Source organism: Clostridium sp., assembly GCF_051654825.1.
Classification (GTDB): Bacteria; Bacillota; Clostridia; order Clostridiales; family Clostridiaceae; genus Clostridium.
The window spans coordinates 1-15,919 of sequence record NZ_JBOFYU010000092.1 but is presented as its reverse complement, the minus strand read 5'-3'; the positions used below and the strand labels follow the sequence as shown (position 1 = coordinate 15,919).

14 protein-coding genes and 1 pseudogene are annotated in these 15,919 nt (G+C 29.6%); 12 read left to right on the top strand and 3 right to left on the bottom strand.

What is annotated here, in order from left to right:
* Positions 1 to 39 precede the first annotated feature (39 nt).
* Both ACRDBA_RS05525 and ACRDBA_RS05520 read left to right on the top strand, forming a co-directional pair.
* The gene (locus tag ACRDBA_RS05525) at positions 40 to 825 is read left to right on the top strand and encodes an SDR family NAD(P)-dependent oxidoreductase (protein ID WP_438571927.1); all 786 of its coding nucleotides are present in this window, start codon (positions 40 to 42) and stop codon (positions 823 to 825) included.
* A gap of 33 nt (positions 826 to 858) precedes the next feature.
* A complete protein-coding gene (locus tag ACRDBA_RS05520; protein ID WP_438571926.1) occupies positions 859 to 1,146 on the top strand; it encodes a hypothetical protein in 288 nt (95 codons plus the stop codon).
* Positions 1,147 to 1,164: 18 nt separating this feature from the next.
* Here the strand turns inward: ACRDBA_RS05520 and ACRDBA_RS05515 are convergent, their stop codons facing one another.
* The gene (locus ACRDBA_RS05515) at positions 1,165 to 1,863 is read right to left on the bottom strand and encodes a class I SAM-dependent methyltransferase (protein WP_438571925.1); all 699 of its coding nucleotides are present in this window, start codon (positions 1,861 to 1,863) and stop codon (positions 1,165 to 1,167) included.
* Positions 1,864 to 2,305: 442 nt separating this feature from the next.
* Between ACRDBA_RS05515 and carA the strand changes: the two genes are divergently transcribed.
* From carA to ACRDBA_RS05500, 3 genes are all read left to right on the top strand, one after another.
* Positions 2,306 to 3,355, top strand: coding sequence for a glutamine-hydrolyzing carbamoyl-phosphate synthase small subunit (gene carA, locus ACRDBA_RS05510; protein WP_438571924.1), 1,050 nt, complete (start codon positions 2,306 to 2,308; stop codon positions 3,353 to 3,355).
* A gap of 13 nt (positions 3,356 to 3,368) precedes the next feature.
* Positions 3,369 to 6,575 (top strand): carbamoyl-phosphate synthase large subunit, encoded by a 3,207-nt coding sequence (carB, locus tag ACRDBA_RS05505; protein ID WP_438571923.1) that lies wholly within the window; start codon positions 3,369 to 3,371, stop codon positions 6,573 to 6,575.
* A 141-nt stretch (positions 6,576 to 6,716) separates the two neighbouring features.
* Entirely contained in the window at positions 6,717 to 7,019 is a 303-nt protein-coding gene (locus ACRDBA_RS05500) for a hypothetical protein (protein ID WP_438571922.1), read from the top strand.
* Positions 7,020 to 7,054: 35 nt separating this feature from the next.
* Here the strand turns inward: ACRDBA_RS05500 and ACRDBA_RS05495 are convergent, their stop codons facing one another.
* Positions 7,055 to 8,950 carry a glutamine synthetase gene (locus ACRDBA_RS05495; RefSeq protein WP_438571921.1) on the bottom strand — a complete coding sequence of 632 codons (1,896 nt, stop codon included), beginning with the start codon at positions 8,948 to 8,950 and terminating at the stop codon, positions 7,055 to 7,057.
* 384 nt (positions 8,951 to 9,334) lie between these two features.
* On the opposite strand from ACRDBA_RS05495, the gene murI reads away from it, so the two are divergent.
* The 7 genes from murI to ACRDBA_RS05460 all read left to right on the top strand — a co-directional run bounded on the left by murI (position 9,335) and on the right by ACRDBA_RS05460 (position 15,580).
* Positions 9,335 to 10,111 (top strand): glutamate racemase, encoded by a 777-nt coding sequence (gene murI, locus ACRDBA_RS05490; protein ID WP_438571920.1) that lies wholly within the window; start codon positions 9,335 to 9,337, stop codon positions 10,109 to 10,111.
* Positions 10,112 to 10,250: 139 nt separating this feature from the next.
* Positions 10,251 to 10,523: an STAS-like domain-containing protein gene (locus ACRDBA_RS05485; RefSeq protein ID WP_438571919.1), complete on the top strand. Its 273-nt coding sequence runs from the start codon at positions 10,251 to 10,253 to the stop codon at positions 10,521 to 10,523.
* A gap of 159 nt (positions 10,524 to 10,682) precedes the next feature.
* A complete protein-coding gene (locus ACRDBA_RS05480; RefSeq protein ID WP_438571918.1) occupies positions 10,683 to 11,201 on the top strand; it encodes a peptidylprolyl isomerase in 519 nt (172 codons plus the stop codon).
* 18 nt (positions 11,202 to 11,219) lie between these two features.
* The gene (locus ACRDBA_RS05475; protein ID WP_438571917.1) at positions 11,220 to 11,588 is read left to right on the top strand and encodes a DUF3783 domain-containing protein; all 369 of its coding nucleotides are present in this window, start codon (positions 11,220 to 11,222) and stop codon (positions 11,586 to 11,588) included.
* A gap of 1 nt (position 11,589) precedes the next feature.
* Complete coding sequence (locus tag ACRDBA_RS05470; protein WP_438571916.1) at positions 11,590 to 12,270, top strand: helix-turn-helix domain-containing protein; 681 nt, start codon at positions 11,590 to 11,592, stop codon at positions 12,268 to 12,270.
* Positions 12,271 to 12,373: 103 nt separating this feature from the next.
* Positions 12,374 to 14,164 (top strand): S8 family peptidase, encoded by a 1,791-nt coding sequence (locus tag ACRDBA_RS05465; RefSeq protein WP_438571915.1) that lies wholly within the window; start codon positions 12,374 to 12,376, stop codon positions 14,162 to 14,164.
* A gap of 72 nt (positions 14,165 to 14,236) precedes the next feature.
* Complete coding sequence (locus ACRDBA_RS05460; RefSeq protein WP_438571914.1) at positions 14,237 to 15,580, top strand: peptidoglycan-binding protein; 1,344 nt, start codon at positions 14,237 to 14,239, stop codon at positions 15,578 to 15,580.
* 65 nt (positions 15,581 to 15,645) lie between these two features.
* Here ACRDBA_RS05460 and ACRDBA_RS05455 read toward each other — a convergent pair.
* Positions 15,646 to 15,919 (bottom strand): annotated as a pseudogene (locus tag ACRDBA_RS05455) (transporter); the annotation flags it as partial.

The following is a 15,919-nucleotide window of genomic DNA, read 5'->3' as shown; positions in this document are numbered from 1 at the left end:
AACAAAAATATAATTTAAGTTTTTTGGAGGATAGGTAATATGGGGAAGCCTGAGAGGCGAAGTTGTGTATTAATAACAGGAGCAACTACTGGAATAGGATATGAATTAGCTAAGTTATATGCTAAGGATGGGTATAATTTATTATTAATTGCTAGAAATATTGATAACCTTGAAAAGGTTAGAGATGAGGTAAGTTTATATAATATAAATGTGGATATTTTAGCTGTTGATTTAGCTGTTGATAACTCTTGTGAAAAAGTCTTTAATTTTGTGGATGAAAAAAATTTAACTGTGGATATTTTAATAAATAATGCAGGGGTAGGTTCATTTGGTTATTTAAGTGAAACTGAAATGAAAAAAGAGTTAAGCTTAATAGACTTAAATATAAAATCATTAACTGAAATGACAAAGCATTTCTTACCTAGAATGATAGAAAGTGATTATGGATCTATAATGAATGTTTCTTCTACAGCAGCTTTTTGTGCAGGACCTAAAATGGCAGTATATTATGCATCAAAAGCATATGTTTTAAGTTTCACTGAAGCTTTATATGAAGAGGTTAATGGAACTAATATTAAAGTAAGCTGTCTTTGTCCAGGTGCAGTAGATACAGGATTTCAAAATAAGGCTGGAATTAAAAAATCTAAAAGTGCCAAAAATAATTTAATGTCAGTTAGCAAGGTTGCTAATTTAGCTTATAGGGATTTTAACAAAGGAAAATTAATAATAATTCCTGGAGCAAAAAATAAGGTGCTTGTAATGATGAATAAATTTATGCCTAGATTTATTTCAAGAAGAGTAATATTATTAATGAATAAAGGGTAATAATATTTTAATTTGAATAAATAGGTGATTATAATGAATGATAATATAAAACAAGAGATAACATATATATATGAAACATTAATAGAAAGTGGAGTAACTTTTTATTATGGAAGTGAATGTATAGGCTATGGTGAGATAAGCAAATTTACATTATCAGATGAGGATACTATAGAATTAGAATTGAATGGATTTGAAGAATATGAAGTAGATCTATATGACTTTATAGAAAACCATTCAAAAGAAGGCGTAAATTATCATAGCTGGAAAGACAAAAGAGAATTTGATATAAAATTAGACCAATTAAGAAAAGCTGAGGAGTAAAATCCTCAGCTTTTAATTTTAGATTATTTCTGCACTTTCTATCATCAGCTCATCATTTTTACAAAGAACAAACCTAAAGCAAGTAATACCAGGGTATATATTGCTTTGGAGTATGTTAGGTAAAGGAGTAAAATCTACATCAGATAAAAATTTAAATCCAGAATTAGCAATAACAGATGTTAAATAGTTAAAGTCTATTCTAGGATGATCCATTGATAATATTATTAATCCATCATCTTTAAGAACTCTGTTAAATTCAAGAAAGGTTTTTTCTATAACAGGGGCAGAGATTTCAGGCAATACAGATATACAATATATTTTATCGAACTTCTTATCATTATAAGGTAAATCAGATATATCAGCCTTAATTAGATTTAGTTTATTTAATGATGATGTAATATTTAATGATGCTTCTAAGCTAAATTCATTTTTAATTAAATTTAACATAAAAGCTTTATCTTCTATTTCATCAGTAATATCACAGGCGTAAGCTTCTTTACTTTTTTCAGCAATATAAAACTTAAAGTGGTGAGGCAATCCGCAAGCTGCATCAAGAGAGATATCTTCAGCTTCTACAAATTGACTAGCCCATGCATATTCATATAATCTACTCCACCATTGAGAAGGAATTGGATATAATAATGTATTCACTTGAGGATCGGAATTTAATATAAATCTTGATTTGCATAAATTGTAGTCAAAATTAGTTCTATCCATAAAAGCACCTCATAAAATATTTAGAATACACTATATTTGTATGAGACCTTTAGAATTATGTTACAATGTGGAAGTTATTATATATTAAACAAATTTTTCGAATTGCATGAAATATTATTGACAGAAGTTAAAATACACTATAAAATGTTATAAAAGATAAAATTGAAAATTTAAGTGAAGTTAAAAAAGTACACTTTAAATTGGTCCTGTGAGGCCAGAAAGGGAGTATGTGACGATGTTATACATAAAATTAGACAATAATTGCATAGCTATGTCAGTAAGAGCGTTTTCTAAAACTGATGATGAATATATAGGGATAGTAGGGAGAAGATTATTTTAATCGTCTCCTTAGTATCCTTTTGTTTTAATAAAAATCAGAAAGCTTTTATCCAGGTGTATTTTTAGTTAGAGAATTTATATATAGATTGAGGGAGGCTAAATTATGAAAGCAAAGCTAATATTAGAAAATGGCATGGTATTTGAAGGGAAGGCCTTTGGATACTTAAAAGACAGCGTTGGTGAGGTAGTATTCACAACAGGAATGACAGGTTATCAAGAAGTTTTAACAGATCCATCATATTATGGACAAATAGTAACAATGACATATCCGTTAATAGGAAATTACGGAATAAACTTAGAAGATATGGAATCAGATTCACCAAAGGTTAGAGGATTTATAGTTAGAGAAAAATGTAACTTCCCAAATAACTTTAGATGTGAAATAAGTTTAGAAGATTACTTAAAGCAAAATAAAATAATAGGATTAGAAGGTATAGATACTAGAGCTTTAACAAAGGTATTAAGAAATCATGGAACAATGAAGGGAATAATATCATTAGAAGCAAATGAATTAGAAGAAGTAAAAGAAAAAGTTAATGCATTCTCAAATCATGAAGCAGTTAGCATAGTATCAACTAAAGAAGTTTATACAATAGAAGGTAATGGGAAACATGTTGCAATAGTTGATTTTGGAATAAAGCAAAATATCATTAGAAACTTTGTAGCTAGAGGATGTAAGTTAACAGTATTCCCAATGACAGCAACAGCAGAAGAGGTTTTATCAGTTAACCCAGATTTAGTGTTCTTATCAAATGGTCCTGGAGATCCAGAAGATTTAACAGATGTAATAGAAAATATTAAAAAGATAGTTGGAAAGAAGCCAATAGTAGGTATATGTTTAGGTCACCAATTATTAGGATTAACTTTAGGTGGAAAAACTGCAAAATTAAAGTTTGGTCATAGAGGATGCAACCACCCAGTTAAGGATTTAGAAGAAAATAAAGTTCATATTACATCACAAAACCATGGTTATGTAGTAGAAACATTACCTGAAGATGTTGTGGCAACACATGTAAATATAAATGATGGAACAATAGAAGGTATGAAACATACTAAATTACCAATATTCTCAGTTCAGTTCCATCCAGAGGCTGCAGCAGGTCCAAAGGATAGCGAATATATATTTGATAAATTTATGAAGTATGCACTGTAGGAGGGTTTAAGATATGCCATTAAATAAAGATATAAAAAAGGTTTTAGTTATAGGGTCAGGTCCAATAGTAATAGGACAGGCGGCAGAGTTTGATTATTCAGGAACTCAAGCTTGTCAAGCGTTAAAAGAAGAAGGAATAGAAGTTGTATTAGTTAACTCTAATCCAGCAACTATCATGACAGATGCAGAAGTAGCAGATAAAGTTTATATAGAGCCATTAACTTTAGAATTCTTAGAAAAAGTTATAGCAAAAGAAAGACCAGATAGCTTACTTACAGGAATGGGTGGTCAAACAGGATTAAACCTTGCTGTAGAATTAGATGATGCAGGGATACTTGCAAAATATGATGTAAAAGTAATAGGTACTTCTATCCAATCAATAAAAGAAGGTGAAGATAGAGAGCTATTCAGAAACATGATGAATAGAATTAATGAGCCTGTTATTCAAAGTGAAATCATAACAGAATTAGAAGCTGGTATGGATTATGCAAGTAAGATAGGATACCCAGTTATAGTTAGACCTGCATATACACTAGGTGGAACTGGTGGAGGAATTGCTGATAACGAAGAAGAGTTAAGAGAAATCCTTACATCAGGTTTACAATTAAGTACTATAGGTCAAGTACTTTTAGAGAAATCAGTTAAGGGATGGAAAGAAGTTGAGTATGAGGTAATGAGAGACTCATATGGAAACTGTATAACTGTATGTAACATGGAAAATATAGATCCAGTTGGAATTCATACAGGAGATAGTATAGTTGTAGCTCCTTCACAAACTTTATCAGATAAAGAATATCAAATGTTAAGAACATCAGCAATAAACATAATCAATGCTGTAGGAATAGAAGGTGGATGTAATGTTCAATTTGCACTACACCCAACATCATTTGAATATGCAGTTATAGAAATCAATCCAAGAGTTTCAAGATCATCAGCTTTAGCATCAAAGGCTACTGGATATCCAATAGCTAAGCTTGCAGCTAAGATTGCTTTAGGATATGGATTAGATGAAATAAAAAATGCAGTTACTCAAAAAACATATGCATGCTTTGAGCCAACATTAGACTACGTAGTAGTTAAAATACCAAAATGGCCATTTGATAAGTTCTTTACAGCTGATAGAGCTTTAGGAACAAAGATGATGGCAACTGGTGAAATAATGGCTATAGGAGCTAACTTAGAATCTGCATTATTAAAAGGTATAAGAAGTTTAGAAATTGGTAAGTATTCATTAGACCATCCAAAGTTTAAAGAACTTAGCATTCAAGAATTAAAAACTATAGTTATGAAGCCAGATGATGAAAGATTATTTGCTCTTGCAGAAATGATAAGAAGAGACTATAGAATAGAAAGTATTTCAAAAATAACTGGAATAGATATATTCTTCTTAGAAAAGTTTAAGTGGATAGTTGAAGAAGAAACTAGATTAAAATTAAGCAAAATAGAAGATTTAGATAAAGAATGGTTATTAAACCTAAAGAAAAAAGGATTCTCAGATAAGGCTATAGCTGATATGTTAAAGGTTAATCCAGATGATGTTTATAGATTAAGAAGCATTTGGAACATAAAGCCTGCATATAAGATGGTTGATACATGTGGTGGAGAATTCGAAGCATTATCACCATACTACTACTCAACATACGAACAATATGATGAAGTAGAAGTATCAGATAAGAAAAAGGTTATAGTTATAGGATCAGGACCAATAAGAATAGGTCAAGGTATAGAATTTGACTATGCATCAGTTCATTGTGTAATGGCATTAAAGAAGATGGGAATTGAAACAATAATAGTTAACAATAACCCAGAAACAGTAAGTACAGACTTTAACATATCAGATAAGCTATACTTCGAGCCATTAACAGAAGAAGATGTTTTAAATATAATTGAAAAAGAAAATCCAGATGGAGTTATATTACAATTTGGTGGTCAAACAGCTATTAAATTAGCTAACTTCTTAAAGGAAAAGGGAATAAAAACTTTAGGAACAACAGCAGATCAAATAGATATGGCTGAAGATAGAGAAAAGTTTGATGCTTTACTTGAAGAATTAGGAATAGATAGACCAAAGGGTAAAGGTGTTTGGACTGTAGAAGAAGGTTTAGAGGAAGCTAGAAGATTAGGATTCCCTGTTTTAGTAAGACCTTCATACGTACTTGGTGGTCAAGGGATGGAAATAACATTTGATGAAGAAGAGTTAACATACTACTTAAAGAATGCATTTGTTAAAGATACTAAGAACCCAATACTTGTAGATAAATACTTAATGGGTAGAGAAATCGAAGTAGATGCTATATCAGATGGTGAAGAAATATTAATACCTGGTATAATGGAGCATTTAGAAAGAGCTGGAGTTCACTCAGGTGACTCAGTAACTATGTATCCAAGTCAAAATGTTACAGATGAAATAAAGGCTAAAGTTTTAGATTACACTAAGAAATTAGCTGTTGCTATAGGAATTAAGGGTATGATAAATATCCAATTCATTGAGTTTGAAGGACAACTTTATATAATAGAAGTTAATCCAAGAGCTTCAAGAACAGTTCCATATATCAGTAAAGTAAGTAAGGTGCCAATAGTAGATTTAGCTACTAAGGTAATGTTAGGACATAAATTAGCTGATTTAGGATATGGAGTAGATGTTTACCCAGAACCAAAGTTAGTGTCAGTTAAGGTTCCTGTATTCTCAACACAAAAGCTTCCTAAGGTTGAAGTATCATTAGGACCAGAAATGAAATCAACAGGAGAAGTTTTAGGTGTAGGTAGAAACGTTAAGGAAGCTTTATACAAAGGGTTTGTAGGTGGAAGCATGTATCCTGGAACTGAAAAAGGAAAGATACTAGCTACAATCAATAAACATGATAAAGCAGAGTTCTTACCAATAGCTAAAATGTTATCAGATGTAGGATATAAATTTGTAGCTACAGCTGGAACAGCTGAGTTATTAAGAGAAGCTGGAATAGATGCTGAAGTAGTAAGAAAGCTTAATGAAGCAACTCCTAATATATTAGATGTTGTTAAGAATAAAGAAGTTGACTTAGTAGTTAATACTCCTACAAAAGGAAATGATTCTAAGAGAGATGGATTCTTAATAAGAAGAGCAGCTGTTGAAAGAAACACTGGAGTAATAACAGCTTTAGATACATTAAAAGCTATAGCTGAAGTTAAGATAGCTGAATTAGATAAGCAAGATTTAGAAGTATTCAACATAGTAGAATAGTATTTATAAAACCACTTAGAAATTCTAAGTGGTTTTATTTTTTGCAAAAAAATAGAAAAAAATAGTAGAAAAATGTTGACTTAGAACGAATGTTCTTATAGAATATAAGTATAGAACGAATGTTTGGTTGGAGGGGTAATCATGCAACATAATAGTGGCGTATTTGTAAAATTAAATTATAAAACAATAGGGGAATTCAAGAGTCTAATAATAGATAGAGAAGGAATTTCTAATGAATACGAGAAGTATATGATGTGTGCAGGCAAATACGACAAAGATGGTTGGACATTTGTTTTTAAGGCAAATAGCTTAAAAGAAGCAGAAGCATTAATAAATAATAATTCATTAAGAACAAGAAAAAAATCTAATTATAGAAAGTCAATTATAGATAATAATGTAAATGTAATAGATAGTGAAAGCGTGCAGATACCTGCATGGATGTAAAAAAAAGACAAATCATTTCTGATTTGTCTTTTTCTTTATATATCTAAAAGATTCTTCTTGTAATTTGAGTAAAGATCTCTTAATTCATTCATCTTTTCATCTAACTCAAGAGCTAAATATGATGCTGTCTTAAAGTCATCCTCTCCTAAAGCTATTTTAATGCGTGTAAACAAGCTTTGGTTAGTATAGGTATCTTTCATTACCTCATGTCTTAGAGCGTTAATTTTCATCCAATTAGACACATCTAAATCTAAAGCATCTGTGCAGTGAAGTTTTTTAAAGCTTCTTATTTCAGCAGTGTAATTAGAAATAACTCTATGAGATATTTCTGTTGCCCATCTTTGAGTAACAGCTAACTTAAAGCTATTAATTAATGAATCTGTTAATACATCATTTCTTTTAAGTACATTTAGTTTTTCAGGATTATTTTCTAGTTGAATTAAGTTTTCGTAAACTGTTGATGGAGCTTTTCCAAAGTATGTATTTCTTTCTTCTTCAGTGAAGTCTTCAAAAACATCTTCTTCACTTCTATAAGCTCTATTTGTTTCTAAGTAATCAGCAGTTTCTCCAGCTTTCTTAGAAAGTTCAGCTAATAATTCTTCTTCAGTTTTATTATTTTCTAAAGCATACATAATCCCATCAAGCATAGCCATATAAGTAACTGTTATTACTAAGTATATATTTGAGTGTGGATTAGGTGATCTAAGTTCAAATCTAGTAGCCATTGGATTATTAAGATCTCTAATTAGACCCATTAATATAGTTCTATTTCTAGATGGATTATCAGGACTTAAACCTAGTGATGTAACTATACATATTGGTGCTTCAAATCCAGGTTTTAATCTTTTTAATGAATTATTAGTTGATGAAATAAATGGATTCATAACTTCATAATTCTTTAATGCTCCCATAATAGCTCCATAACCTATACAGCTAATGAAATCATCTTTAGTAGCATTAAATAAGTTTATTCTCTTTCCATTCTTAAGCTTTAAGCTTACCCCAACATGAGTGTGCATTCCTGAACCAGCAACACCTTCAATTGGCTTAGCCATAAATGTAACATCTAATCCATGTCTTCTAAATGTTTCTTGAGCTAATATCTTTATAAATATTTCATTATCAGCAGATTGTACTGCATCTGAATACTTCCAATCTATCTCTATTTGTTCCATTATATGATTAAATTGACCAGTTGAATCTAATTGAGCCTTAACTCCTCCAACTTCCTTATGACCCATTTCAGGTTCAAATCCGTAAGCTTCCATTAACATTAAAGTTTCTTCTAAAGCGGATCTTACAGAACCCTTAGTTCTTGTCCAATATTGCTCTTGTAAAACTTCAGATGTTGATAACTCTTCAATAGAAGCTTTTTCATTAGGTGTTTTAACCCAAAATTCAAGCTCAGTTGCTGAAGTTATAACTAATTCATCAATTTCATCAAAAGTTATACCAAAAGGTGATAAAGTTTCAGGTTTATTTTTGAAAGTATTTAAAAGAGTTTCTTTAAATGTAGATATTGCTGCTGTTAATATGTGTCTTGAACAAACAGCTTTATTGTTATGGATTAGGAATGAAGGAATTCTTAAAGTTCCGATAGGCTTATTTGTTAAAGTGTCAATGTGGTCATAATTGTAGTCAACAAACCAATTTGCATTAAGATCAGCAACCATATCTACTTTAGCGTCATTAAGAGTAGCGATTCCAGGTAATACAACTGATGAACCGTCTGTTTGGATAGCAACACCATTAAGGAAAGAGTCTATGTCATCTAAAAATAATTTAGCAGGTATTTTTTCATCTGTATCATTTCCTGATAAATCAATTCCGACGATAGAAACAAACTTAATTTCCGGGTGAGAATTAAAAATTTTAAATAAGTCTTCTTTGTTGTGCTCTGATTTAGGTATTGTATAAATTAAATTACTCATAAAGTATCTTTCTTGCCTTTTTAAAAGCAAGAAATATAGTCACATCCTTTCTGCTTAAAATCGAACGAATTTTAACTAATACAAAATAATATTCGTTAAAAAAATAATTATAAAGAAATTTTATTATATTGGTAATATGATGTCAACTATTTTAATGGTAAATAAAGAAAAAACAATAGTTAAATTTGAAATTATACTATATAAAGTAAAAATATTTTAAAAAAATTATATTTATAAGTAACACGAACACTTTTTTAGTAAAATAATGGTTATAATTATAATAGTTAAAGCATATATAAGCCTTTAGGAAGTAAAATTTGTGGATTTATATTAAATAAAGGTATAAAATATAATATAGAATTAAAGATGATGGAGTGAGATTGCTTGGATAAGAGAAATATGCCTATAGGTTTTTTTGATTCTGGAGTAGGTGGACTTAGTGTTATGAGAGAAGCCATCAAAATAATGCCTAATGAAGATTATATATATTTTGGAGATTCTATAAATGCACCATATGGTATAAAGTCAGCAAAAGAAGTTAGAGATTTAACATTTAGTGCAGTTGAATTCTTATTAAGTAAGGGTGTTAAAGGTATAGCTGTTGCTTGCAATACAGCTACAAGCGCTGCTGTTGCTGAATTAAGACGAGTATACCCTAACTTACCTTTAGTAGGAATAGAGCCAGCCTTAAAGCCGGCAGTTGAATTAAATAAAGATGGGAATATATTAATAATGGCTACACCTATGACTTTAAGCGAAGCTAAGTTTAATTTATTAATGAATAAATACAATAAGAATTCAAATATAATACCAGTACCATGTGCAGGATTAATGGAGTTCATAGAAAAAGGGATATTAGAAGGTGAAGAATTAGAAAAGTATTTATCAGAAAAAATATCTACTTATAATGTAGGAAAAATATCAGCTATTGTATTAGGATGCACACATTATCCTTTTATAAAATCTTTATTAATAAAGATAGTTGGAGAAGATGTAGTGATTTTAGATGGTGGAACAGGAACTTCAAAGGAATTAAAAAGAAGATTAGAAGAACAAAATTTATTAACAACATCTAAAGAAAAAGGAAGAGTTATAATATATAATTCATTAAATAATGATGAAATAATAAAATTAAGTAACAAATTAATATCGATAGAATAAGTTAAATTACGAGGTAATTTAACTTTTTTTTATTTTTATTTGTTAAAATGTTGACAAAAATAAACTAAATTGCTATATTAATATTAAGGATAGAATTTTCAGAAAATTACAATAAATGAGAATTCTTTAAGGGGGATTTATGATGGATATAATGGTTAAGTCAGTTTTAGGAGAAAAAATTTGTATTGAAGATGCAATCTTATTAAGAGAAATGATAAGAAATAACATCAATACTGGAGTAACACTTGATTTTACAGGTTTTGATAGAGTGCCATCAACTTTTTTAAATGCTTTATTTAGTGACTTAATTAATAAGTTTGGTAGGCAGTTCGTTTTTGCACAAGTTGATGTTAAAAATTTATCAAATTATAATGATTATTCAAGAGTTGTATTAGGAACAACATTTCAATAGAGTTTATATGGTTAAATAAAGAGCATAGAGAAATCTATGCTTTTTTTTATAAATAAGATATAATTACCAATAGTGGTTGAAAATCATAAATTTATTGTATTCATATTACTAAATATGATAATAATATAATAATAAATGTAATTGAAAGGAGAGTTTACTATGAAAAATCCTATAGTAACGATAAATATGCAAGATGGAGGAGTTATTAAAGCAGAATTATATCCAGAAATAGCTCCAAATACAGTAAATAACTTTATTTCTTTAATAAACAAAGGTTTTTATAATGGAGTTATATTCCATAGAGTAATACCAGGATTCATGATTCAAGGGGGATGCCCAGATGGAACAGGAATGGGTGGTCCAGGATATGCTATAAAAGGTGAATTTACAAGAAATAAATTCAAAAATGATTTAAAACATTCAAGAGGTGTTTTATCAATGGCTAGAACAATGGTTAACGATTCAGCAGGAAGCCAATTCTTTGTTATGGTTCAAGATTCACCACACTTAGACGGTCAATATGCTGGATTTGGTAAAGTTATAGAAGGAATGGATGTTGCTGATAAAATAGTTAGCTCAAAAACTGATTATAATGATAAACCAGTTCAAGATCAAAAGATTAAGACTGTAACAGTTGATACTTTTGGTGAAAAATATCCAGAACCAAAAAGAGTATAATTTTTAGAGGAGAATAATATGCTTGATAATAATAAGTGTATCTTAACGTATGGGTTACCTAAGGATGATTTGATAATATTAGAGAAACTAAATGTAAAGGTAATTGAAATAGACACTGATATGGTGGAGATGAATGTTATTGATATACTAAAAGGGATAAAATTTAAAACATTTAATCCTAATCCAACAAATGAAAAAGTTATATTATTTAACAATTTTTCTGATGTGGAATTACAAGCAACTATTACAGAAATTAGAAAGAATATAATAGGTGGGTTATTAGCAGTAGTAACTCCTATATCTATGTATTGGAAATTTGATGATTTATTAGTTCATTTAATAGAAGAAAGAGAATGGCATTTAAAATATCAGAAGGGAAGAGGATAAAGTGAGTAGAGTAGGGGAGAAAATTAAAGAAGCTAGACTTAAGAATGGATTGACGCAAAAAGCCTTAGCTAAAAAACTAGGGGTTGCAGAAAAGTACATAAATGAAATTGAGTTAGGAAGAAAAGTTGCTCAAGAATCATTTATTGATAAAGCTGCAAAAGTATTAAAATCAGATTTTAATGATGTCAGCATGGTTGTAACTGATGAAGATTTAATGAAAGAAAGAGAAATGATGAAAAAATCAGCAGTTGCAACACCTAAGAAAAAAATTGAGCAAGATGAAGTATGGACTAATGCATTTTCAAATGTTTTAAAGAATGTTCCTATATTTGATTATTCTTTAAAAAATCAAAAAGGATTTAGAGAATTACCTATACATTCAAATAAAGTAGAAGGATATCATCAAGATAAGGTTCTATATTTAGAAGTTCAAGATAATGAAATGTCAGGTTTTAGAATGCTTAAAGGTGATTTAGTATTTGCTCACTTAGTAAAGGAAATAACTAACAATGGAATATTCTTAGTTAATTACAAGGGAGCTACTAAAATAAGACAAATAAAAAGCTTAGGAAATTCTAAGTTATTACTTGTTAGCAATGGTGGAAGTTTATTAACAGAAACTATGGAAGCAAAGGAAATGCAAGTTATAGCAAAGTTAGAAAGAATAGAAATAAAACTATAAATAGTATTGAAGAAGGAGCTATAAAGGCTTCTTCTTTTTTTATATATTATAATTCCCAATTATATATAAGATACATATAATGGTTAATGATTAATATAGTGGAGTGATAGTTATAGAAGAGTTATATAGTGCAAAGGTTGAATCAGGAATAGAATATATTAAAAATTTACCAGAATCAGTTTTAAATAAAATAAAGATATCACAAATTGTGGGCGGAGAAGAAAAAAATAGTATTGAAATTATTATTATATCAGGTGATACTCCTGAAAATTTAAAAAAATTTGCTGATAGTTTAGGCGGAGAATATGAAGATTTAGGACATGGGTTTGGAATTCTAACAATAGATATAACGAAGATAATAGATGTGTCTAAAAATCCAAGTATTCAATATTTTGAATTGCCTAAATCTCTATATACAACAGATTCATCAAGTAATAGAGCTGCATGTGTACAGAGCGCTCAAACAGCATTTGGGTTAGATGGTAAGGGGGTATTAATAGGAATAATAGATTCTGGAATAGATTATACTCACCCTGCTTTTAGAAATGATGATGGTACAACAAGAATTGAATATATATATGACTTAAGCTTAGGAAAAGTTGTTTATAATAAAGAAAAAATAAATGAAGCTTTAAAATCTAGTAACCCATTTTCTGTAGTACCTTCTAAAGATACTAATGAACATGGTACTCATGTTGCAGGTATAGCTTGTGCTGGAGGGAAAATAAATAAGCAATATTATGGTGTTGCTCCAAATAGTTCAATCGCTATAATTAAATGCACTCGGGGAAGTTATGCATTAAGTACAAACATAATGAGAGGGCTAAAGTTTTTAGTTGATAAAAGTAAGGAGCTTAAAATGCCATTGGCAGTAAATATAAGTTTAAGTACTAATGATGGAGCTCATAATGGTACAAGTTTATTAGAACAATATATATCTACTACGGCAACTTTAGAACGAATAACTATATGTATTGCAGCAGGAAATGAGGGCGAGGCAGCACATCATGTAGGAGGAATACTAGAAGGAATAATTAGAGTTCAATTAAATATTGCAACTGATGAGACTAATGTAATTATTAATTTATACAAATCAGTTTTGCCAGAAATTACTATAGAAGTAATAAGCCCATCAGGACGTAGTACAGGAGAGATAGCTGTAAAAGAAAGCTATAGAAAAGGTAGTGTGGGAAAAGATAAATATCAAATATTAGATACTGGGCCAAAACCTTTTGATATTATTGGTGAATTAACTATAGCATTAATTGCATCAGGCCAATATTTAGAATCAGGGCAATGGGAAATAGTAATTAGAGTAGTAAATAAACATAAAGGGATATTTGATATTTGGTTACCTATATCAGAAGGCCTTAATACTAAAACAAAATTTCTAAAGCCTACAATTAATAACACACTAGGAATACCAGCAACAGTTGATAATATAATAGCTGTTGGAAGTTATAATTATAAAACAAATAATATATCTCCATTTAGTGGAAGAGGAAGAAGAGGTGATATTTCATATATGAGACCAGATTTAGTAGCACCAGGAGAAGGGATAATGGCACCAATACCTGATAAGTCATTTGACTCAAAAAGTGGAACATCTATGGCAACACCTCATGTTACAGGCATAGCAGCATTAATGATGCAATGGGGAATCGTAAAAGGAAATGATCCATATTTATTTGGGGAAAGGCTAAAATATCATTTAGTATCTAATGCAAAAAGACCTAGAAATGATGTTGTATATCCAGATCCATCTTGGGGATATGGAGAAGTGTGTTTATATAATAGTTTAGAATCAGTAATAAATATTTTAGGAGCTAGATCAGATTCTTATAATAAATTGAATGAATATGAAATAGGAGGTTTATTTATTAGAAAGCCTTAAATTTGATTTATCACAAATTTAAGATAAGATGCATAGTATTATTTAAGGAGTATTAATAATAAGGAGTAAAGTATGGCTCAAAAAGGTCGTTTAAAGATACAGTGTTTTAGTGGAGATACATTTATTCCTGTTGATAAAACAAAGGTAACGGTTAGTCCATCAGCAGGATATGAAGGAGAAAGTAGAGAGATTTTATTAACAACAAATTCAATGGGAGTAAGTGATACTATTGAATTAGATGCACCACCATTTGAATATTCACAAGATCCTAATATAGGAAAGATACCATATAGTGTATATGATATAAAGGTAGAAAGAGATGGTTTTCAACCTTTATTAATAAATGGATGTCAGGTATTTCCAGAAGAGTTAGCACTTCAAAACTGTAATTTGTTAGAGACAGGAAATAGATCATCAAGACTTGAGGTAATAGATATTGGACCAAATAGGTTAAATGGAGATTATCCAGCTAAGATTCCTGAAGAAGTAGATAAACCATTACCACCACCAACAGGAGGAGTTGTTTTACCTAAGCCAGTAGTACCAGAGTTTATAGTGGTTCATACAGGTAGTCCAAGTAATACATCAGCACCAAATTATAAAATTCCATATAAAGATTATATTAAAAATGTTGCATCTAGTGAAATTTATTCAACATGGCCAGATAGTACAATTAGAAGTAATGTATATGCAATAATATCATTTACATTAAATAGAATATATACTGAATGGTATAGAGGAAAGGGAAAGGATTATGACATAACAAATTCAACAGCATATGACCATGCATTTAATTATGGACGAAATTTATTTGAAAGTATAAGTGTAGTAGTTGATGATATATTTGCAACATACGTTAGAAGGTTTGGTAAAAAGCAACCACTATTAACTCAATATTGTGATGGTAAAAATGTAAGTTGTCCAGAATGGATGACTCAATGGGGAAGCAAATATCTAGGAGACCAAGGGAAAACTCCTTATGAGATATTAACTCATTTTTATGGTAATGATATTGAGCTTGTTACAGCAGAACAAGTTAAAGGAATTCCAAAATCCTATCCAGGATATGATTTAGTAGTAGGATCAACTGGGGAGGAAGTAAAGACTGTTCAAGACTATTTAAATAGAATAGCTAAAAACTATCCGCTTATTCCTAAGAGTGCTGTAGATGGAATATATGGTTCTAATACTGAACAAGCAGTTAAGGTATTCCAAGAGGTATTTAATTTACCTAAAACAGGTGTTGTAGATTATGCAACTTGGTATAAGATTTCAGATGTATATGTTGGAGTAACTAGAATAGCTGAGCTAAGAGAATCAGTTGCAAGCCAAGATAGAATATTTATTCCACCAAGATCATTTGATAATTATTATGACCCGAATGTACCTAGATTTAATTATTATGATGATATATAGAAAATAAAAAATGCCCACTATGATAGGGCATTTTTTTTATTTAATAAGTATATATTAAATTAATTTTAATTAAGTTCATGTCTATGTTTAAAATAAAAATAAATAGTTTGTCCTATAAATACAAGACTTAAAAGTCCAAATAGAGGATAAAGTGAACCTATTAGTTTAGAAAATCCTATTTGAGATATAGGTAATGCTAATGCTAATACTATAAAAATTCCATTCTTAAATGGTATTTTAAATACTTGTTCAATTGTTTTACTTATAGAGTAAACATCTGAAACTTCAGTAGAAAACATTTCAAGCCAAATAACTACTAATAATAATGCTTGAATAACA